At 50.5% G+C, this 18875-nt stretch carries 18 protein-coding genes; 13 read left to right on the top strand and 5 right to left on the bottom strand.

Translation table 11 applies throughout. The features are described 5' to 3' along the window. The first annotated feature begins 13 nt into the window (after positions 1–13). The 9 genes from QUB08_RS03165 (at position 14) to sufU (ending at position 8131) form a co-directional block, all read left to right on the top strand. On the top strand, positions 14–859 hold the full coding sequence (locus QUB08_RS03165; RefSeq protein WP_333223422.1) for a 2Fe-2S iron-sulfur cluster-binding protein: 846 nt from the start codon (positions 14–16) through the stop codon (positions 857–859). Continuing rightward, positions 846–1838: a xanthine dehydrogenase family protein subunit M gene (locus QUB08_RS03170; protein ID WP_333223424.1), complete on the top strand. Its 993-nt coding sequence runs from the start codon at positions 846–848 to the stop codon at positions 1836–1838. The genes QUB08_RS03165 and QUB08_RS03170 overlap by 14 nt, the downstream gene beginning before the upstream one ends. A gap of 188 nt (positions 1839–2026) precedes the next feature. Next, positions 2027–4219, top strand: a complete 2193-nt coding sequence (locus QUB08_RS03175) for a xanthine dehydrogenase family protein molybdopterin-binding subunit (RefSeq protein ID WP_333223426.1) — start codon at positions 2027–2029, stop codon at positions 4217–4219. Between the two features lie 13 nt (positions 4220–4232). Beyond that, complete coding sequence (locus QUB08_RS03180) at positions 4233–4403, top strand: hypothetical protein (protein WP_333223427.1); 171 nt, start codon at positions 4233–4235, stop codon at positions 4401–4403. A gap of 46 nt (positions 4404–4449) precedes the next feature. Continuing rightward, a complete protein-coding gene (locus QUB08_RS03185) occupies positions 4450–4902 on the top strand; it encodes a MarR family winged helix-turn-helix transcriptional regulator (protein WP_333223428.1) in 453 nt (150 codons plus the stop codon). A 14-nt stretch (positions 4903–4916) separates the two neighbouring features. Then, positions 4917–5672 carry an NAD(P)-binding domain-containing protein gene (locus tag QUB08_RS03190; RefSeq protein WP_333223429.1) on the top strand — a complete coding sequence of 252 codons (756 nt, stop codon included), beginning with the start codon at positions 4917–4919 and terminating at the stop codon, positions 5670–5672. A gap of 205 nt (positions 5673–5877) precedes the next feature. Then, entirely contained in the window at positions 5878–7017 is a 1140-nt protein-coding gene (locus tag QUB08_RS03195; RefSeq protein ID WP_333223430.1) for an XdhC/CoxI family protein, read from the top strand. A gap of 48 nt (positions 7018–7065) precedes the next feature. After that, complete coding sequence (locus tag QUB08_RS03200; RefSeq protein WP_333223431.1) at positions 7066–7671, top strand: nucleotidyltransferase family protein; 606 nt, start codon at positions 7066–7068, stop codon at positions 7669–7671. Between the two features lie 7 nt (positions 7672–7678). Next, complete coding sequence (gene sufU / locus QUB08_RS03205) at positions 7679–8131, top strand: Fe-S cluster assembly sulfur transfer protein SufU (RefSeq protein ID WP_333223432.1); 453 nt, start codon at positions 7679–7681, stop codon at positions 8129–8131. A gap of 325 nt (positions 8132–8456) precedes the next feature. On the opposite strand, the gene QUB08_RS03210 is transcribed toward sufU, so the two are convergent. Together QUB08_RS03210 and QUB08_RS03215 are read right to left on the bottom strand one after the other, a co-directional pair. Beyond that, on the bottom strand, positions 8457–9203 hold the full coding sequence (locus tag QUB08_RS03210) for a uracil-DNA glycosylase family protein (RefSeq protein WP_333223433.1): 747 nt from the start codon (positions 9201–9203) through the stop codon (positions 8457–8459). Positions 9204–9509: 306 nt separating this feature from the next. Next, positions 9510–9869, bottom strand: coding sequence for an AraC family transcriptional regulator N-terminal domain-containing protein (locus tag QUB08_RS03215; RefSeq protein ID WP_333223434.1), 360 nt, complete (start codon positions 9867–9869; stop codon positions 9510–9512). 276 nt (positions 9870–10145) lie between these two features. Here QUB08_RS03215 and QUB08_RS03220 point away from each other — a divergent pair, with 276 nt between their 5' ends. The 4 genes from QUB08_RS03220 (at position 10146) to QUB08_RS03235 (ending at position 13190) form a co-directional block, all read left to right on the top strand. Next, the gene (locus QUB08_RS03220) at positions 10146–10574 is read left to right on the top strand and encodes a (R)-mandelonitrile lyase (RefSeq protein ID WP_333223435.1); all 429 of its coding nucleotides are present in this window, start codon (positions 10146–10148) and stop codon (positions 10572–10574) included. A 173-nt stretch (positions 10575–10747) separates the two neighbouring features. Beyond that, entirely contained in the window at positions 10748–11104 is a 357-nt protein-coding gene (locus QUB08_RS03225) for a cyclophilin-like fold protein (protein WP_333223436.1), read from the top strand. Positions 11105–11157: 53 nt separating this feature from the next. Beyond that, positions 11158–11934, top strand: coding sequence for an SDR family oxidoreductase (locus tag QUB08_RS03230; RefSeq protein ID WP_333223437.1), 777 nt, complete (start codon positions 11158–11160; stop codon positions 11932–11934). Positions 11935–12128: 194 nt separating this feature from the next. Further along, the gene (locus QUB08_RS03235) at positions 12129–13190 is read left to right on the top strand and encodes an NAD(P)-dependent alcohol dehydrogenase (protein WP_333223438.1); all 1062 of its coding nucleotides are present in this window, start codon (positions 12129–12131) and stop codon (positions 13188–13190) included. 513 nt (positions 13191–13703) lie between these two features. On the opposite strand, the gene QUB08_RS03240 is transcribed toward QUB08_RS03235, so the two are convergent. The 3 genes from QUB08_RS03240 to gyrA all read right to left on the bottom strand — a co-directional run bounded on the left by QUB08_RS03240 (position 13704) and on the right by gyrA (position 18705). Continuing rightward, positions 13704–14996, bottom strand: a complete 1293-nt coding sequence (locus QUB08_RS03240; protein ID WP_333223439.1) for a ribonuclease D — start codon at positions 14994–14996, stop codon at positions 13704–13706. 219 nt (positions 14997–15215) lie between these two features. Then, entirely contained in the window at positions 15216–15962 is a 747-nt protein-coding gene (locus tag QUB08_RS03245) for a Uma2 family endonuclease (RefSeq protein WP_333223440.1), read from the bottom strand. A 28-nt stretch (positions 15963–15990) separates the two neighbouring features. Next, positions 15991–18705 (bottom strand): DNA gyrase subunit A, encoded by a 2715-nt coding sequence (gyrA, locus tag QUB08_RS03250; protein ID WP_333223441.1) that lies wholly within the window; start codon positions 18703–18705, stop codon positions 15991–15993. Between the last annotated feature and the right edge of the window lie 170 nt (positions 18706–18875).

An 18875-nucleotide genomic window follows, 5' to 3' on the forward strand; every position in this document is an offset into this window, starting at 1 on the left:
TGCAAGGAGAATAATGGACGATAATCAAGAACGGAAAGATTTCAGTTCAACCGAGAGCGATTCGCAGCTCAGCGCGGACGAAGAAACACTGCTCGACCAACTCGGTATTGTCGGCGCTGCTCGCCGCAAATTCTTGGGGCAAAGCATGGCTGCCCTACTCGGCACCTTCGCGTTCCACCTGCTGGCTAAAGAGGAAGCCTTTGCCACCCTCGCCGCTGCGCCCGACGCGGTGTTCGCCCAGACCCCTGGGGTTGAAAACGCCGTTAAGGTTCTTTTGAAAATCAACGGCTCGGCCCAACGCCTGGAAGTGGATTCGCGCACGGCCCTGCTCGACGCCCTGCGCGAAACACTTGGATTGACCGGCACCAAAAAAGGATGCGATCAAGGACAGTGCGGCGCTTGTACGGTGATCGTTGACGGACGCCGCGTGCTTTCTTGTCTGACACTTGCCGCTAGCTGCGAGGGGAAAGAGGTGACGACCGTCGAAGGGATCGCTGACGGCGACAATCTTCATCCGATGCAGGCGGCGTTCATCAAACACGACGGCTTCCAGTGCGGCTACTGCACGCCGGGGCAGATATGTTCTGCGGTGGCGCTGCTGCAGGAAGCCAAAAACGGCGACGCGAGTCACGTCACTAACAATTTGCGGACGAGCACGCAGAATGTAGCACTCTCTGATGAAGAAATCAGAGAACGCATGAGCGGCAATATTTGCCGTTGCGGCGCGTATCCGGGAATCGTGGCGGCAATCAGAGAAGTTCAGTCCGGGCGCGAAACAGCCCAGGCTTGGCATTTTGCCAGCGATGAAGAAATTGCCGCTGCATTAAACGAGGAGGGCAAAGCCGATGCAACCGTTTAAATATTCCAGCGCCACCGATGCGGCAAGCGCCGTTGGCACCGTTTCCGCGAATCAAACGGCAACGTTTCTGGCAGGCGGGACGAATTTGATTGATTTGATGAAAGAATACGTCGAGCGTCCCAGCGAACTTGTTGACATCTCAGGTTTGAATCTGGCGGAAATTCGATCGACCTCGAACGGAATTTCGATCGGCGCCTTAGCCAAAAATACCGACACGGCCAACCATCCGCTGATCCGGCAAAATTACCCGCTTCTGTCAATGGCGATTTTAGCCGGTGCCTCCGCCCAGCTTCGCAATATGGCGACCAACGGGGGAAATTTAATGCAGCGCACCCGTTGCCAGTATTTTTACGACATCGCTATGCCCTGCAACAAACGCGAACCGGGCAGCGGATGCGGAGCGCTTCAGGGACTCAATCGCATTCATGCCATTTTTGGCTACAGCGACAAATGCGTGGCGACTTATCCGGGCGATATGGCGAATGCGCTTTATGCGCTGGACGCGGTAGTGAGGATTCGCGGCACGAACGGGCAAGAACGCACAATCCCGGTCCAGGATTTTCATCGCTTGCCGGGTAACACGCCTGAAAAAGATAACAATCTTCAGCATGGGGAATTGATCGTCGCGATCGAAATCCCGAAGAATAACTTCGCCAATAAGTCTTATTACCTAAAAGTCCGCGATCGCGCTTCCTATGCTTTCGCACTGCTTGCTGTGGCTGCTGCTTTAGAAACAAGCGGCAACACCATCAAACAGGCACGTGTTGTTTTGGGCAGCGTCGCGCATAAGCCCTGGCGTTCAGCCGAAGCGGAAAAGGTTCTGATTGGAAAACCTGCGACGGAAACAACTTTTCAGGCTGCTGCCGTTGCGGCTTTGAAAGATGCGAAACCGCTTGAACATAACGGTTATAAAGTCGAACTCGGAAAACGCGCCATTGTTCTGGCTTTGCAGCAAGCGTTGACGAGCGGTGCGGCCTAATATCAATTCCGGTTGCACCGGAATTATTGTTGACTGTTGACTGTTGACTGTTGACTGTTGAAGGAGGGGTCGAAAAACTGAATGATACTTGAGTATTGACTGTTGATTCGATTTGACGCCCGGCGATGCTAGCGGAGTTGATATAAGTAGGGAGGAGAAACGAAATGGCAAGATACATCGGAAAAGAAATGAGCCGCGTGGACGGCGCAGCCAAAGTTACGGGCAAGGCTAAATACGCGGCGGAATTCCAGGTTCCCAATCTCGCTTACGGTTTTATCGTGCTGGGAACCGTAGCAAAGGGTACGATTAAATCGATCGACACCCGTGAGGCTGAAGGCGCCTCCGGCGTAATTCGCGTCTTCACGCACCTGAACGCACCGAAGCTTGGTCCGAAGTCTTCCACGGAGCAGTCCCCGCCCAGCGCCACCGAGGAGGAAGACAAGTCGTTTCGGGCGCTCCAGTCCGACAAAATCTTCTTCAACATGCAGCCCGTGGCACTCGTCGTCGCCGAGACATTCGAGCAGGCACGTTATGCGGCACGTCTCGTTAAAGTCTCCTACAACTCACAGCAGCACATGACCGACACTGAGGCGGTGCGATCGATCGCGCGCGTCCCCACTAAAGAGCCGCCTCCGAAGCGGCGCGGTAATCCCGAAGAGACGATGCGTACAGCGGCCGTGAAGGTAGAGGCCGAGTACCGCATCCCGATCGAGCACCACAACCCCATGGAGCCGCACGCGGCGATCGCGGTCTGGCAAGGCGACAAGCTAACGGTCTTCGACAAGACGCAGGAGGTCTATGGCGTGCGCGAACATTTGGCTTCGAGCTTCGGTCTGCCCGAGGAAAACGTGAACGTGGTCTCGCCCTTCGTCGGCGGGGCGTTTGGAGCGTCGCTGCGCCCGAACTATTATCCGGCGCTAACGGCGATGGCGGCGCGCGAACTCAAGCGCCCGGTCAAGGTTGTCTATACGCGCACGCAAATGTTCACTGGCCACGGTTATCGTCCGCACACGATTCAGAAGATCGCCCTCGGCGCGGAGCGATCGGGAAAGCTCTCGGCGATGATTCATGAAGCCGTGCACAACACCTCCACCATCGAGGAGTTCTCAGACAACACCACGGGTTTCACGCGCCAAGTCTACGCGTGCCCGAATCTCTACGCGCCGCTGAAGATTACCAACACGGATCTCGCCACCCCGACCTGGATGCGCGCACCGGGGGCTGTTAGCGGGATGTTCGCGCTCGAATGCGCTATGGACGAGCTGGCCTACGCGCTGCGAATCGACCCCCTCGAACTTCGGCTGATCAACTATGCCGAAACCGACCCCGAGAGCGGCAAGCCATTTTCGAGCAAGGCGTTGCGGGAGTGCTACCGGCTGGGCGCGGAAAAATTCGGTTGGAAGAATCGCAAGTCCGAGCCCCGATCGATGCGTGACGGACGCCTGCTCGTCGGTTGGGGAATGGCGACCGGGGTCTGGGGCGCTTTCCAGATGCCTGCTGCCGCCCTCGTCACGCTGCGGGTGGACGGCACGGCGCAAGTCGCAAGTGCGACCAGCGACATCGGACCCGGCACCTACACGGTGATGACGATGATCGCTGCCGAGTATCTGGGGCTGAAGTTGGAGCAGGTGAAATTTGCACTCGGCGACACGAAGTTGCCTCGAGCGCCGTCGCAGGGGGGATCTTGGACGACGGCGAGCGTCGGCTCGGCGGTGCGGGGGGCGGCTCTGGCGATCGGCACGAAGTTGCTCGCCCTCGCGAACCAGGAACCGAATTCTCCGCTCAAGGGGGCAGCCTCCTCCGATGTCGAGATGCTCGACGGGCAACTGCGACTAATAACCGACCCGGATCGTTCCGTCAACATCTCCGCAGTGATGAAGCGTAATAATCTCACCGCAATCACGGAAACATTCGAGTCGCGTCCCTCAGAGGATCGCCAGAAGTATGCGACGTTGGCGCACGGCGCGCAGTTCGTTGAAGTGAAGGTCGATCCGGATGTGGGGACTGTCCACGTTACGCGCGCAATTGAAGTAAGCGCCTGCGGCAAGATTATGAATCCGAAGGCCTCGCACAGCCAGGAAATCGGCGGCGTTGTGTGGGGCATTGGTATGGCGCTGCAAGAGGCGACTGAAATCGACCACCGTTACGGGCGGATTATGAATCCGAATTTGCAGCACTATCACGTGCCGGTTAATGCCGATGTCTTGGAGATCGATACGATATTCGTTGAGGAGGAGGATAAAGTCGTCAATCCGCTCGGTGTCAAGGGCATGGGCGAACTCGGTATGGTGGGCATCCCGGCGGCGATCGCCAACGCTGTCTTTCATGCCACGGGCAAACGCATCAGGGACCTGCCGATTACGCCGGACAAGCTGCTGTGAGTCAGGTCATTTGTTGAATGAAGTGCCAGCGGTAGTCGCAGCGATCGCCTCCGCGAACGTCAGGGGGAACGGTGCGCGCTGGCAACGGTGGGCAGTGTGGAAGAATCTTCGTACCGTCGCCTTGGTGCAACGCATGGCAATGGGTGCAAGACTGGTCCAGAAAAAAGTGAATTATAGGTATTGAACTATTATGTAGTGCGCTATATAATAGTTGTTGACTGGATTTTTAAATGGATAACAACTCGAACATCAACCAACGGCGACAGGTGGGGAGGCAGCTTTCGTTTGCCCTCTATAGTGCGTCGAACCGCGTCATTCGGCTTCATAGGCCCTTTCTTGAGCCTTTGGGCCTGACCTATCCTCAGTTTCTGGTCATGCTGGCTCTCTACGAGGGCACCCCGCGCACTGTTGGGGAAGTAGGGCAAGAACTCGGTATGGATAACGGAACCTTGACGCCGCTCTTAAAGCGCCTGGAGAGCGCGGGGTTGGTGACGCGCACCCGTGACCAACAGGACGAACGCCGCGTTCTTATCGAGCTGACAGAAGCGGGCGAGGCACTCCGCGAGGCAGCGTGCTCGATCCCTGAAAAGATCGAGACGGCCTGCCGTCTCTCCGATGAAGACCTTGCCGAGCTTCGCGACACCTTGAACGGGCTGGCAATACCCCGTCAAACAACTCCGTAAAAGGATTATTGATCATGGATAAAATGAACATCGGGATCTTGGGCACTGGCCATATCGGGAAGACTTTGGCACGCAAACTCAGTGCGGCCGGACATGACGTGAAGGTGGCAAACTCTCGCGGCCCAGAGACGATCGAGGCCGATGTGCTGGCTTTCGGCGCACGCGCGGTCTTGACGGCCCAAGCGCTGGAGGACGTTGACGCGGTGATCCTCTCGATCCCTCTCAACCGTATTCCCACAATCGCGCCGCTAATCGCCAACCTACCAGCCGAGACAGTCGTCATCGACACGTCGAATTACTATCCCCATCGCGACGACAATATCGATGCTATCGAGGCCGGGCAGGTTGAGAGCCTTTGGGTGGCCGAACAGCTAGGCCGGCCGATCGCCAAGGCGTGGAACGCGATCGGGTCTGGCTCCTTCGCCACCAAGGGCAAGCCTGCTGGGAGCCCTGGCCGTATTGCCCTCCCTGTGGCTGCTGACCGCGAGAACGATCGCTCCGTGGCGATGGCCCTCGTCGAAGACACCGGGCTTGATGCTTTCGACGCGGGCACGATCGCCGATTCGTGGCGTCAGCAACCAGGCACGCCGTGCTATTGCACCGATCTCACGCGCGAACAGATGGCGGCAGCGCTGGCATCTGCCGACGCATCACGATCGCCAAAGCGCCGGGACTTAGCAGTTGCAGTGCTGCAAGAGCGACTTGGTGACGCTACGACAAATCCGGATGCCGATTTCGGGGTTCGCGTGAACCGTGTGATTTGTATGTAACGTGAGTTCGGGATAAGAAAGGGACAAGCAGGTAAAAGCTAAAAGTCATCAGACCAAAGCTTTACAGGCTCGTCCCATGATTAATTTAGAAGAAGAATTTTGCAGGATTGTACAATAACTTGCAAGTATCGTTATATCGTCCCCTATGCTGAAGTCCTTATAATCCAACTTAAACAGTGAAATACAAAAATTTATAGGCTGAGCAATGAAAGAAATACACGATATTATGGCTGCTTTAGAGCAAGTAAAAGACACCACGCAAAAGCTAGCCTTAGCAACTTTAGTTAAAGTGGAAGGTTCAACTTATCGCCGTCCAGGTGCGCGAATGTTGATGAGTGCAGATGGCTTGATAGTAGGTGCAATTAGCGGTGGCTGTTTGGAAAGTGATGTATTTGAGAAAGCACAGCAGGTAATGAACACTGGTAGTCCCTGTGTGGTTAAGTATGATTCCACCTCCGAGGAAGATTTAATTTGGGGATTGGGGCTTGGCTGTCAAGGCATTGCTTATGTTTTGATTGAATCGTTGCCAGTAAACGAGCCGAACCAAATTAGTTTTGTCCACAAATGCCTTGATACTCGGTTTGAGAGTGCTATTGCAACTGTATTTAATATAGAGGGTGAAAGCAAATCTCAAATAGGCGATCGCTTGCTACTAAATTCAGATATCATCAACCACATCAGCGATGAGGAATTAGCAGCAGCGGTTTTAAGGGATACACAAGCAGCACTTCAACACAAAACCTCGGTAGGGAAACAATATCAGTTAACAGGCGGGAAAGTTGAAGTTTTTATTCAAGTCATTGGGCCGCCGCTGTCGCTGGTAATTTTGGGTGCTGGGTATGACGTTCTTCCCGTTGTTCGCTTTGGCAAACAGTTAGGATGGCATATTACTGTAGTTGATAACCGCCAACGGGAAGCAAGCCGAAAGCGTTTTCAAGAAGCCGATCGAGTTAAATTTTGTTCTCCTCAAGATGTATTAAAAGAAATCGAAATAGATGAGCGTACTGTTGCTGTAGTTATGACTCATAATTATTTAGACGATCTGGAATTGCTGAGAGTGTTATTGCCTTCTGGCTTAAAATACTTAGGTATACTTGGCCCTAAGAAAAGAACAGCCCGATTATTGCAAGAACTACAACAAGAAGGAATTATCCCCACTCCACAACAGCAACAAAATTTATACAGTCCGGTGGGACTCGACATTGGGGCAGATAATTCCGAAGAGATTGCTCTGGCGATAATCGCCGAAATTCAAGCAGTAACAGCAAAGCATCAAGGTGGTTTTTTAAGAAATCGTCCTGTACCAATTCATGATTCAATCAATAGTCAACAATCAAAAAAATAATGGCTAATACGAGTATGTTTTTAACAATCAAAAATTCAAAACTTGGGTATGGTATTTAAAATTGGTCTAATTATTCTCGCTGCTGGATCTGCAACCCGCATGGGAAGACCAAAACAATTGCTTTCTTATCAAGGACGCAGCCTGATACTCCATGCGGTGGAAGTTGCCTTAGCTTCTCTTTGCCAACCTATTATAGTAGTCCTGGGAGCTTATGCAGAACAAATTAAACCGGAACTAATGCCCAAGGCAGTGCAAGTTGTCGAGAACTCCCAATGGCAAGAGGGAATGTCTTCTTCTATTCGCGCTGGTATTAGTATGCTACTGAAGACTCACTCTAAACTTGATGCAGTTATCATCTCACTTGCAGATCAGCCGCTAGTTTCTCCGCAGATTTTCAATCAATTGATTCAGTCTTATCAAGAAACGCAAAAAGTAATTATTGCCTCAAAGTATAACGAAACTACAGGCGTACCTGCCCTGTTTAGCAATGCCTTATTTCCAGAACTGATGCAGCTTGAAGGAGATAAAGGTGCAAAAGCGTTAATAAAAAAATATATAGATACAGGATTGATTCTGCTAATACCAGAAGCGGCGATTGATATTGATACCCCGGACGATTACAAGCAGTTGCTCTTAAATAATTTTAAAGAGTGAATAGATTATGAAAACTAACGATCGCCAAATTTACCAACAAGTAATTTTGACACACGCCAGAAAACCGCAAAACAAAGGAAAAACTAACCCAGTACACCGTCAACACCGAGGAGAAAATCCCTATTGCGGTGATGTGGTTGATTTAACGCTGCTACTAGATGAAGCAGAAAGTAAAATTGCAGATATTAAATTTGAAGGTGCAGGTTGTGCTTTGTGCCTTGCTTCTGCTGACTTAATGGCGATCGCTATCAAAGGTAAAACTATTTCACAGGTTCTTTTAATGGTAGAACAGTTCCGCGAGATGGCAGCGGGAAATACTCTGTTTGAGCCTCCGTTGGAGAAACTCAATATCATGCAAGGTGTTTCCCGATATCCGATGCGGGTTAAGTGTGCAACTTTGGCTTGGCATACCCTCAAAGCGGCGCTGAGTTCGGTTGAAACTAGGAAGGAAGAGGTATAGCCTTTCTCAGTAACATGAGGTGCTCTCGCGGGCATAGGGCATAGGCCTCCGTGGGCATAGGCCTCCGTGGGCATCAGTTACGAGCGGTGTGTACCTCATTTTATTGAGAACCGCTATAGAACCCATTTGAGATCTTTTTAGCAATTGGCGATCGCCAGCTAGAGAGGATTGCAGTTATACAGAGCCAAAGTTGCCTAATATTTCCCTGTAATAACGTTGCCCATCACCCGCTGCCAAAAAACTCTGACTCATAACTGCTTAACTCTTGTCGGTCGGTGTGCATGGGCGTTGTTCGACTGCGCGCATCCCTCGCTACATTTTAATATCACCGCAAAGAAGCACGTAGCCTTTCAAGTTCATCATCCTGTAAACACTTAGCAAAAGAACGATAGCTCCGCGCATTTGGATGCGGAAGAAAAGCAAAAAATCTTTCATGCTTCCCTATCTTAATGGACTCGGATATAGAAGCTGTTGAGGAAATATTAAATTGACTTTGAATCACTTGCTTTGCGCGCGTTCCTAGCACTACAACCACTTTTGCTCTTGATAGTTCTAAAGTTCTCAACAAATACGCGTCTACACATTGATCCTGTGCTTGTGCTACGCCAATTTCAGCAGGAGATTTACAATGCACTATTTCAGTGAGCGCGTAATCGTTTCCTGGATTAACATCTCGTTGAAGTAGTTCAATCGCACGTTGACGAACTGCTGCCCAAAATTTAACAGCATGACTATATGTACCATCCCTCAGCAATGATTTCGTGCCATTCATAATCCAATCTTTTTGTCCTCCTCCAAAACGATGACTAAAGTAATCGTCTATATCGTTATCTGACCAATGCCAAGTGGGGTAGACTTCATCAGAATCAATTGATAGATTTGAACTCAAAAAAAGAATAGGTGCTTGTTCGATATGCCCACTCCAAGGTTCAGGCACTTGAAACTCTGCTAGATCGAGGGGTCTTTGATAACTAACAATTTCACAACATGGATTCTCAATAGAAGGAGCTTCTAGACACTTGCGTGCATGAGGACAGTGAACAATTTCATGTAATAACTTTTTCTCGTACATTGTCAAAGAGGTATTAACTGAGACGGGTATTCCTATGGTATTAAAGAGAATCTAGCGGTCGAACTATTTATTATACGGAAAGTTTCCGTATAGTCACCCAAACTGGGGTAATATCCAGGAAAATATTGGCTGAAAGTCGAGCGTCTCGTTAATAGTTTCCATCTATCATCCCATATGAGGAGTAATAGATGGAAACTTTCGGGATATCATCCCTATGGGGGATATTATCTGGAAATAAAGTTGTGACTTATAGATATAGTGCTTTCACTCACCCATCCGCTGTCAGACGAGATCGCCTAAAAGATCTCAAATGGGTTCTATATAGTCAGCATCCAGCAGAGGCACATCCAATAAACTCACGTCAGTTCGATCGTACCAAACAAATAATGCATCGGGTCGTACTGAAGCGCGATCGCAGCCCAGAAGAACTTCTTTGCTGCCCTGGGCAATGACACAAAAGGCAGGGATAGAGACACTATCAACGCATTCCGAAGGTGAGGAGGATCGATTGAAGTGCAATCCCTTCAGTGGCTCAATCGTCCCATCATGAGGAATCGCCTCAGTCAGTTCGTCTCTGTGGGCTTGCGCTCTATCTGCCTCGCGAAGAGCCTGCTGGTCGTTAATAAACGACCTAGCGGACTTTTCACTCGTTTTGGCAGCGTTCATTTCTAAGTTTGCAGGATTGTACAACAATCTTAGACGATCGTTCTATTGCTTGCCCTTGAGGATTCTTAGAATGAGGCTAAAGCAATGAAAAACGATTCCGGCGAATTGCAAGCGTCTGGATTTTTATACAAGAGAAAACTCTGTTTTGATTGGGCAAGAAACCTGCTGAGTGACAACCAAAATGTCCTCAAAGCTAACCTTGCTTCTTAAAAAATCCATCCCTATTGATAGAGAAGCGATTAGTGCTCAATCTCTAAGATTGGGGTCGCAACCAAAATGGCATTAATTGAAGGAATTAACCAAATGGACATCAAAAGAAGTGGCTCACAGCCTTCTGCAAAAGGGCCGGCCGAGTATTTTACCGGCACTGTCCGCATTGACCCCCTGTTCGAGGCGCACGAACCAGCACGCACGTCTGGTGCCAGCGTCACCTTCGAGCCCGGCGCTCGGACAGCATGGCACACCCACCCGTTGGGCCAGACGCTAATTGTGACTGCTGGCTGCGGTCTCGCACAGCTCTGGGGTGGTGCGATCGAGCAAATTCGGCCGGGGGACGCGATCTGGATCTCGCCGGGTGAGAAGCATTGGCACGGTGCCACAGCAACCACAGCGATGACGCACATCGCCATTCAGGAATGGCTCGACGGCAAGCCTGTGGAATGGATGGAACAGGTCAGCGACGAGCAGTATCGAGGAAAATCTTGAGGCTTTTGAGATGGTTTCCCATCAAGGGGAAAAACTGTCAGAAGAGAATGCTGATTTTGGTCTTCGCCCTAGCGATGTCCCTGAGTTACTCAGCCTGCCGTGCCGACAACAGGATGCCTAGCAGTGCCTCGTCGAAGCTGCCGACTGACCTATCAACCAAGCAGACAAGCAGTATGAAGATAATCATCAAGGTCGGAGACAAAGCCGTTACAGCCACGCTGACCGACAGTAAAACCACTCGGGATTTTGTTTCCCTGCTGCCATTAACGCTGACGATGAACGATTTGTTTGGAAGAGAAAAGTTTGCCCGCCTGCCGAGAGCAATTTCGGAGGAGGGTGAGCGAACCAAAACCTATGAAGTTGGAGACATCATTTACTGGTCTCCCGGTCCTGATGTGGCTATTTATTATCGCCACGACGAAGAAGAAATCCCTGACCCCGGCATCATCGCGATCGGCAAGATCGATGCTGGCGTAGGAGCATTCAATGTACCTGGCTCTGTAAAAGCAACACTGGAGCCGATCGAGTAAGAAAAGGAAGTTCCAATAAAGACTTCCCTAATGGGCAACAAAAGGAGTAAAAAATGACAAAGAACGAGAATGGCAGCTACACAGGAAAGGTTGCGTTTGTGACCGGAGGAGCGAGCGGCATCGGTCGAGCTACTGCGCTGGCCTTTGCCCGTGAAGGTGCCAGCGTGGCGGTCGCTGACATCTCAGAACAGGGCAATCAAGAAACAGCTCACACGATCGAAGAACTCGGCGGTCGGGCGATCGCCGTCAGGTGCGACGTGACGCGGGCACAGGACGTGAAGGCGGCTCTGGACAAGACCGTTGAGGCTTTCGGGCGGCTGGACTTCGCCTTCAACAACGCGGGCATCGAGCCGAGGAAGGCAGCTCCGACTGCGGAGTACGAGGAGGAGGAGTGGAACCGGATTATCGACATCAACCTCCGCGGCGTTTTCCTGTGCATGAAGCACGAGATCCCGCTGATCCTCAAGCAGGGAGGCGGCGCGATCGTCAACACGTCCTCGGGCGCGGGAATCATCGGCATCAAGGGTAGCCCCGCGTACACCGCCGCGAAACATGGCGTGATCGGACTGACCAAGGCAGCAGCCCTCGACTACGCCGCGCAGAACATCCGCGTCAACGCCGTCTGTCCCGGCTACATCGACACCCCGATGATGGGTCGCTTCACCGGCGGCACAGACGAAGGGCGCGCGAAGGTGGTCGCGGAGGAGCCGGTCGGACGGATGGGCAAACCCGAGGAGATCGCTGCGGCAGTCCTCTGGCTGTGCTCGGACGCGGCTGCCTTCATAATCGGTCACGCTATGGTCATCGATGGCGGCCAAACGGTGCAGTGATGTTCGCCGCCAACACGATCGAACCCTAAACGCACGACAACAAAGCATTGTCGCCATCCCCACCTTTACTGCTAACGGCGATGACTCATATCGCCACTCAGGAGGTACTCGACGGCAAGCCCCTGGACTGGATGGAAAAGGCCAGCGACGAACAATACCAGGCACCAAAAGTAAATTAATAGGAGCATCAATTTATGTACAACACGAAAGCTTACTCCGCAGCCAGTGCAACATCACCGCTAGCCTCCGACACGATCGCACGGCGCGATCCAACCGAACACGACGTACAGATCGAAATTCTCTTCTGCGGCATCTGTCACTCCGATGTCCATTCGGTTCGTAATGAGTGGAGCGACTTCATGTCTACTACCTACCCGATCGTTCCCGGTCATGAGATGGTGGGACGGGTCACTCAGGTTGGCTCGGCAGTTACCAAGTACAAGCCTGGTGATCTGGCAGGAGTCGGCTGCATGGTTGATTCGGATGGAACCTGTCCCCAGTGCAAAGCTAACCTTGAACAGTTCTGTCCGAACCTGACCCTCACCTACAATTCCCCAGACAAGCACAAGACTGCTCCAGTCACCTATGGTGGCTACTCTGATAGCGTCGTCGTCGATGAACGCTTTGTCCTGCGCGTTCCAGATAACCTCGATCTCGCCGGGGTTGCGCCACTCCTCTGCGCCGGGATCACCACCTACTCGCCCCTGCGCCACTGGGGCGTTACCGAGGGCAAGAAAGTTGGCGTGGTCGGTCTGGGAGGATTGGGACACATGGGCGTGAAGTTCGCTCGTGCCTTCGGCGCTCATGTCGTCGTCTTCACCACCTCGCCCGGTAAGACGGAAGATGCGCTCCGCCTCGGTGCCCACGAAGTCGTGGTCTCCCGCAATGCCGACGAAATGCAAAAGCACGCTGGCAGCTTCGATTTCATCCTCGACACCGTTTCAGCCAAGCACGACATCAACGCATATCTCAACCTGCTGGGCCTCGACGGTAACATCACCCTGGTTGGCGCACCGGAGAATCCCCTGGATGTCTCGGCATTCAGCCTGATCATGGGCCGCCGCAGTCTCTCCGGCTCTAGCATCGGCGGCATCGCCGAAACCCAGGAGATGCTCGACTTCTGCGGCGAACATAACATCACTGCCGATGTCGAAGTCATCCCCATCCAGAAGGTCAACGAAGCCTACGAAAGACTGCTCAAGTCCGATGTGAAATACCGCTTCTGTATCGATATGGCATCCCTTAAATCTGAATAACCGAGGTGGAACCTCGAAGGAGTCATCATGCAAACGCGCAAACTTGGCAACAGCAATTTGGAAGTTTCGGCGATCGGACTTGGCTGCAGGTAGGGCTGTTTCATTCTCAGGGAAATCATCGTTTTGTAGGGGTAGTGCCCCGTGCCTACCCTCTCCACGGACGAGGGAATCGCTGTTTCAAATATCGGGGCAACCACGGGGGGTTTGCCCCTAGCTCGAATGAAACAGCCCTGCCCCAAAGCGGGGAAGTTCCACCTAAAGAACAAAGCAAAAAATACCACAGAGGGATTACATGGATGCGTTGGCGCAAGATGGAGAGGACTGGGTGAATTATTTGGATAAATATTCTGAATTTGTACAAGAGTTAATGAATTTAACTCGTAATAAACGTCGCTTTTATCAACAGGATATACAGGCTGCCACCCTTATTCGGTCTTGTTCCTAGACATTTTTGTCACGCTCCCAGCCCCCATAGAACACATAAAAATGAGATAAAATGTGATATTTTAGTAGTTAAAACGGAATTTCTTCCTCTTCATCTTCCACAGTCTTCGCCGTCATTCGCCAACTCGTAATATACTCAATTTGCACATCAATTTTGTTAATTGCTTCCGCTAACCGCTTTTGGATGTATTGAGTCAGCGTCACCATAAAATCTAACTCAACTCCCACAGATAGCGCAAGTTTTGCCAAGCTAGCAAAATCTACCTTTAAAATAGAGGAACTGGATAACTTAAAATGGGGAGTATTTTCCTGATTTTGCACCAACATTGCTTTTTTAATGCGCTCTTTCAGATGCTCCACTTCAGAATCCAGCAACTTCCATTCAGGCAAAATTTCTTGATACCTTTTCCCCAATGCTGTTAAATCCTCGCTAGCCGGTTCCGGCGCAATTTTCTTAGTAGATTTTCGCCGTTGCTGTACATTAGAATTTAACCGCCAACTAGCAATATCCTCAACTTCCAAAGATGGATCGGCGATGAGTTGGCCTAACTGTTTTTGAATTTCTTTCGTCAGCGTCACCGGAAAATTTAACTCAATTCCCTCAGTTTGCGTCAGTCTGGCCAGCGTCATAAAATCAACTTTCATCGTTATCGAACTGGAAAGCTGAAAATAAGAACTATCTTTGAGATTTTGCGCCAGCATCCCCGCTTTAAATCGTTCTTTAACTTCAGCGATTTCTGAATCTAGTGGCTTCCACTGAGATTCTATTTTCTGATATTTTTCGCCCAATGCTGTCAAGTTTTCCGTTGCGGGATCAGGGTAACATTGGGCAAGGATTTCTAGCAGGCGGCGATGCACTCCTGTTAAATAAACCGCGTCCATCTTGGCATATTCTAGCTGCTTCTCGGTCAGGGGACGCTTTGCCCAATCGCCGCTTTGTTCTGTTTTATCGACATAAGCAATGCCGCAAAGTGTTTCTATTAAAGTTTTGAGTTGTCGATTAGGTAAGGGCAGAATGTAAGCTGGAATCTTTCTCGCCATTTTTAATGTGCAAGTGACATTTTGAGCGTCGTCATTGCCGAGAAATCGGATGTCATAGCTGGCGTTGTGCAAGACTTTTTCAATATTTGGATTGACCATGATTTGGTTGATGAAATCTTTGGCCAATTCAGGTTGATCCAAGACATCTAGTAGAAAAGTGGCATCTCCCGTCGAATCTGTGGAGTCAGCTAACACCTGAATCAGAGATAATCTGGGGTTGGATTTATAGTCAGCGATTTCTGTATCCACCCACAGGATTTTAGCTTGGGAAAATTTAGCTATAAGTTCTTTGATGTCGTTTGCTGCTGTTAAATAAGGCATTTTTACAGACTTTTGTTATTAACTTTTTGATTCTATTATCCTATAGCAATTATGGGCTCGATTGTCAACGATTCAAGCGCCGGACATGGCATTGCCGTGTCCAGGACACACGCAGACATCAGAAACCCGGTTTCTTCCTATATTTCTCGTTCCTGTTCACAAAACTCGTAGAAACCGGGTTTCTAGCCTCCAGTTAAAAAAAGAATGCAGTCGATCGCACTATTGACGATTCCCTCGAACTTCCTCTAAAAACCAGTTGCCTACTTCTGTATTGTCCTTCTGGCGACTGCGGCGCAAACCTTCCTCTAATAAAGCAACTTTTAGCCCCGGCAAAACTTGAGATTCCGTCAGACGTTCGCTTCCCCGGTTAGCAATTATTTTGAAAGCAATAACTTGCGCTTTTTGTACGTCTACTACCCAATATTCAGACACTCCTAATTCTTCATAAATCATTCTTTTGGTACCCAAATCGTCAACGAGAGAACTGTCGGCAATTTCAATTGCTAAATCTGGGGAAAATGCGCTATCTAAATTCACTACAGAACTGCCGCGAGGTGCCGTTTGTACCCGGTCTCCGATGTAGTAAGAAGCATCAGGTTGAGCGCCTCTGACACCTGTTTTGGCGTAGCTACAGTTGACCAGCAGTCTCATTTTTATACCTTTAGCAATGCCAAATAAATTGATTAAGATGACGATAATTCCGTTGTCATCAGCATGATCTGGCCCGACTGCTGCCATTTCAATCCTCAACTGTCCGTTGTAGTAGTAGCATTTTGCTCGATCGTACTCCGGCTGTTTAATAATTTCTATATATTCATCCCAAGTCGCTGTAACCCAGGTATCAGTTAGTAGTTGGGTTTGGAGTTGACTCATCATTACCTCACCGGAAAAAATCTTTGACTTTTGAGGGAAAACTTCAGAGTAGGGGCGATCGCACTTTGAACCTTCAACAGCAGTAAGGTGCACCGAAGCGCACCCTACAAACCATTAACTTTTACTCTTCTACGGCTTCCTCAGATGCCGATTCTTCGGCAGATTCTTCACCCGCAGGCGGCACCAAAGCCACAGCTACGATCGAATCATCCTCGTCCAACCGCTGCACCCGCACACCCGTTGCTGTGCGCGATTGAGTAGAAATTGCACTCACAGCCTGACGGATAATAATACCTCGGTTGGTAATAATCATCAATTCGTCATCTTCGTTGACAATTCGCAGGGCAGCTACCTGATCCTTACCCTTTTTCGACTTGAATTTAGTAGCCGTCAATCCCTTGCCAGCCCGTCTTTGTAGGCGGAATTGAGAAACTGGAACCCGCTTGCCATAGCCGTTGGTAGTGATTACCAACACCGAAGGAACTTCGCTGCTAACTGTCGGAATTTCTTCGGCATCTTCGCCTTCAATTTCCTCGGCTTGCAGTTCTAATTCTTCATCTTCCAATTCCGGATCTTCAGTTTCCAATTCAGCAATTTCTGCTACTTCAAATTCCGAGTCCCCCGTTTCTAACAGAGCAATTTCTGCCCCTTCAAATTCCGACTCTTCAGTTTCCAATTCAGCAATTTCGGCAACAATTGAACTCGGCAATATGTCCATGCTGATCAACTCATCGCCCGATCGCAATTTCATTGATTTTACACCCCGCGTCGCGCGGCCGACTGGGCGCAACTGTTCGTGATTGGTGCGGAAATGAATTGCCATACCTTGGCGCGTACCGATGATGATGCTGTCACCAACTTTTGCTCTCCGTACCCAGCGCAGTTGGTCGCCTTCTTCTAGAGAAATTGCGATTAATCCATTAGTGCGGATGTTGCCAAAAGCGGAAAGTGCGGTTTTCTTAATGTAGCCGCCGCGAGTCAGCATGACCAAGTATTCTTCGCTGGTGAATTCTGTCACTGACACCATAGAAGTGATTTTTTCTTCTATAGGAATCGGCAGCAGTTGCACCACAGGAGTGCCGCGGGCTGTTCGGGAACAGACGGGGATTTGATAAGCTTTGACAGAGTAAACTACGCCCCTGTCGCTGAAGAACAAAACGCTATCGTGATCGCAGCAGGAAAGGAAATGTTCTACTCCGTCGTCTTCTTTCATTTTCGCGCCTGCTTTGCCGCGAGTAGCGCGACTTTGGGCCTCGAAAGTGCTGACCGGCATCCGCTTGATGTAGCCTTGCTCGGTGATCAGAATAATTGCTTGTTCGTTGGCAATTAAATCTCTTTCATCGATTTCTCCTTCGGCGTGTTCGATGACGCTGCGTCTAGGAGTGGCAATTTTGGTTTGGATTTCGACTGCTTCAAATTCGGCGATTTCTAAGATGCGTTCCCGCCGCGCTAAGATATCTTCCAAATCGGCGATTTTCGCTCGCAGTTCTTCGTGTTCTTGCTGAATTTTTTGTGCTTCTAATGCTGTTAAACGCCGTAACTGCATTTGGAGAATTGCGTCTGATTGCTGTTCGGAAAGACCGTAATTATCCATCAATTCTTGTTTCGCTGCTGCGGAGTCGGCAGCGGCGCGAATTAGGTGAATAATTGCATCTAAGTTGTCTAGGGCAATTAATAAGCCTTGCAGAAGGTGGTCGCGTTCTTCTGCTTTGCGGAGCTCATATTGAGTCCGGCGAGTAATTGTCTCAATGCGGAAGTCTAGGAAGACATTGAGGAATTGGGAGAGCGTCAGTAGTTGGGGTTCCCCGTTTACTAGCGCTAACATATTGGCTCCAAAGTTGGCTTGGAGGGGTGTTTGTTTGTAGAGGTTGTTGAGGACGACGCGGGGATAGGCGTCGCGCTTGAGTTCGATCACGATCCGCATTCCGTCTCTATCGCTTTCGTCGCGAATGTCGGAAATTCCATCTAATCTTTTGTCGTTGACAAGTTCGGCAATTTTCTCAATTAGGGCTGCCTTGTTTGTTTGGTAAGGCAATTCGGTGATAATAATTGCTTCTTTGTCGGGGCGGCCGGGATGTTCGATGGTTTCAATGCCGGCGACTCCGCGCATTGTAATCGAACCGCGCCCGGTGGTGTAAGCATCGCGAATGCCGCCTCTACCCAGAATTTGCCCTCCGGTGGGAAAGTCCGGGCCGGGGATGTACTGCATCAATTCCAGGTCAGTAAGTGCTGGATTGTGGATTAGCGCTACTAAACCGTCAATTATTTCGCCTAAATTGTGCGGCGGAATGTTGGTGGCCATCCCTACAGCAATGCCGGAGGAACCGTTGAGCAAAATTTGGGGGATACGTGCCGGGAGTACGAGGGGTTCTTGCTGGGAACCGTCGAAGTTGTCGCCGAAATCAACTGTTTCCGAGTCGATGTCGCGCAGCATGGAGTCGCTAGTCAAAGCTGTCAGGCGACATTCGGTGTACCGCATGGCAGCGGGCGGGTCGTTGTCAACGGAGCCGAAGTTGCCGTGGCCGTTGATCAGGCGTTCCCGCATGGAAAAATCCTGAGCCATCCGCACCAGGGCGTCGTAAACCGCTGTATCTCCGTGCGGGTGATACTTGCCCAGCACCTCCCCCACGACGCGGGCGCATTTGCGGAAAGGTCGATCGGGAGTCAAGCCCAATTCGTTCATGGCGTAGAGAATGCGTCGGTGAACGGGCTTGAGACCGTCCCTGGCATCTGGTAGGGCCCGACCGACTATTACGCTCATGGCGTATTCCAAGTACGATCGGGACATCTCACCACCCAGATCCGTCGGGATTATCCGCGACTCAGACATACTCATAGGTTGAAAAACTCCGTTAAAAATTTAAATTTGACCGCTATAAATCTCAAATATGCGATAAAATCGGTTTGGATTCAGTAGAGCTGCCAAATATTGCAAATTACTCCTGAAATTATATCACAATTTGCCTTGGAATTTATGGGAAAGTTGCCAGAAAATTTAAGGGACGA

This window comes from Microcoleus sp. BR0-C5 (assembly GCF_036705045.1).
Lineage (GTDB): Bacteria > Cyanobacteriota > Cyanobacteriia > Cyanobacteriales > Microcoleaceae > Microcoleus.

What these genes read in the sequence shown, in the direction of transcription:
- QUB08_RS03185 (WP_333223428.1), top strand. Translation starts at nt 4,450, where the DNA reads ATGGATAACAACTCGAACATCAACCAACGGCGACAGGTGGGGAGGCAG.
- QUB08_RS03215 (WP_333223434.1), bottom strand. Translation starts at nt 9,869, where the DNA reads ATGAACGCTGCCAAAACGAGTGAAAAGTCCGCTAGGTCGTTTATTAAC.
- QUB08_RS03210 (WP_333223433.1), bottom strand. Translation starts at nt 9,203, where the DNA reads ATGTACGAGAAAAAGTTATTACATGAAATTGTTCACTGTCCTCATGCA.
- QUB08_RS03170 (WP_333223424.1), top strand. Translation starts at nt 846, where the DNA reads ATGCAACCGTTTAAATATTCCAGCGCCACCGATGCGGCAAGCGCCGTT.
- QUB08_RS03165 (WP_333223422.1), top strand. Translation starts at nt 14, where the DNA reads ATGGACGATAATCAAGAACGGAAAGATTTCAGTTCAACCGAGAGCGAT.
- QUB08_RS03220 (WP_333223435.1), top strand. Translation starts at nt 10,146, where the DNA reads ATGGCATTAATTGAAGGAATTAACCAAATGGACATCAAAAGAAGTGGC.
- QUB08_RS03200 (WP_333223431.1), top strand. Translation starts at nt 7,066, where the DNA reads ATGGTATTTAAAATTGGTCTAATTATTCTCGCTGCTGGATCTGCAACC.
- QUB08_RS03235 (WP_333223438.1), top strand. Translation starts at nt 12,129, where the DNA reads ATGTACAACACGAAAGCTTACTCCGCAGCCAGTGCAACATCACCGCTA.
- QUB08_RS03240 (WP_333223439.1), bottom strand. Translation starts at nt 14,996, where the DNA reads ATGCCTTATTTAACAGCAGCAAACGACATCAAAGAACTTATAGCTAAA.
- QUB08_RS03195 (WP_333223430.1), top strand. Translation starts at nt 5,878, where the DNA reads ATGAAAGAAATACACGATATTATGGCTGCTTTAGAGCAAGTAAAAGAC.
- QUB08_RS03230 (WP_333223437.1), top strand. Translation starts at nt 11,158, where the DNA reads ATGACAAAGAACGAGAATGGCAGCTACACAGGAAAGGTTGCGTTTGTG.
- QUB08_RS03190 (WP_333223429.1), top strand. Translation starts at nt 4,917, where the DNA reads ATGGATAAAATGAACATCGGGATCTTGGGCACTGGCCATATCGGGAAG.
- sufU (WP_333223432.1), top strand. Translation starts at nt 7,679, where the DNA reads ATGAAAACTAACGATCGCCAAATTTACCAACAAGTAATTTTGACACAC.
- QUB08_RS03175 (WP_333223426.1), top strand. Translation starts at nt 2,027, where the DNA reads ATGAGCCGCGTGGACGGCGCAGCCAAAGTTACGGGCAAGGCTAAATAC.
- QUB08_RS03225 (WP_333223436.1), top strand. Translation starts at nt 10,748, where the DNA reads ATGAAGATAATCATCAAGGTCGGAGACAAAGCCGTTACAGCCACGCTG.
- gyrA (WP_333223441.1), bottom strand. Translation starts at nt 18,705, where the DNA reads ATGAGTATGTCTGAGTCGCGGATAATCCCGACGGATCTGGGTGGTGAG.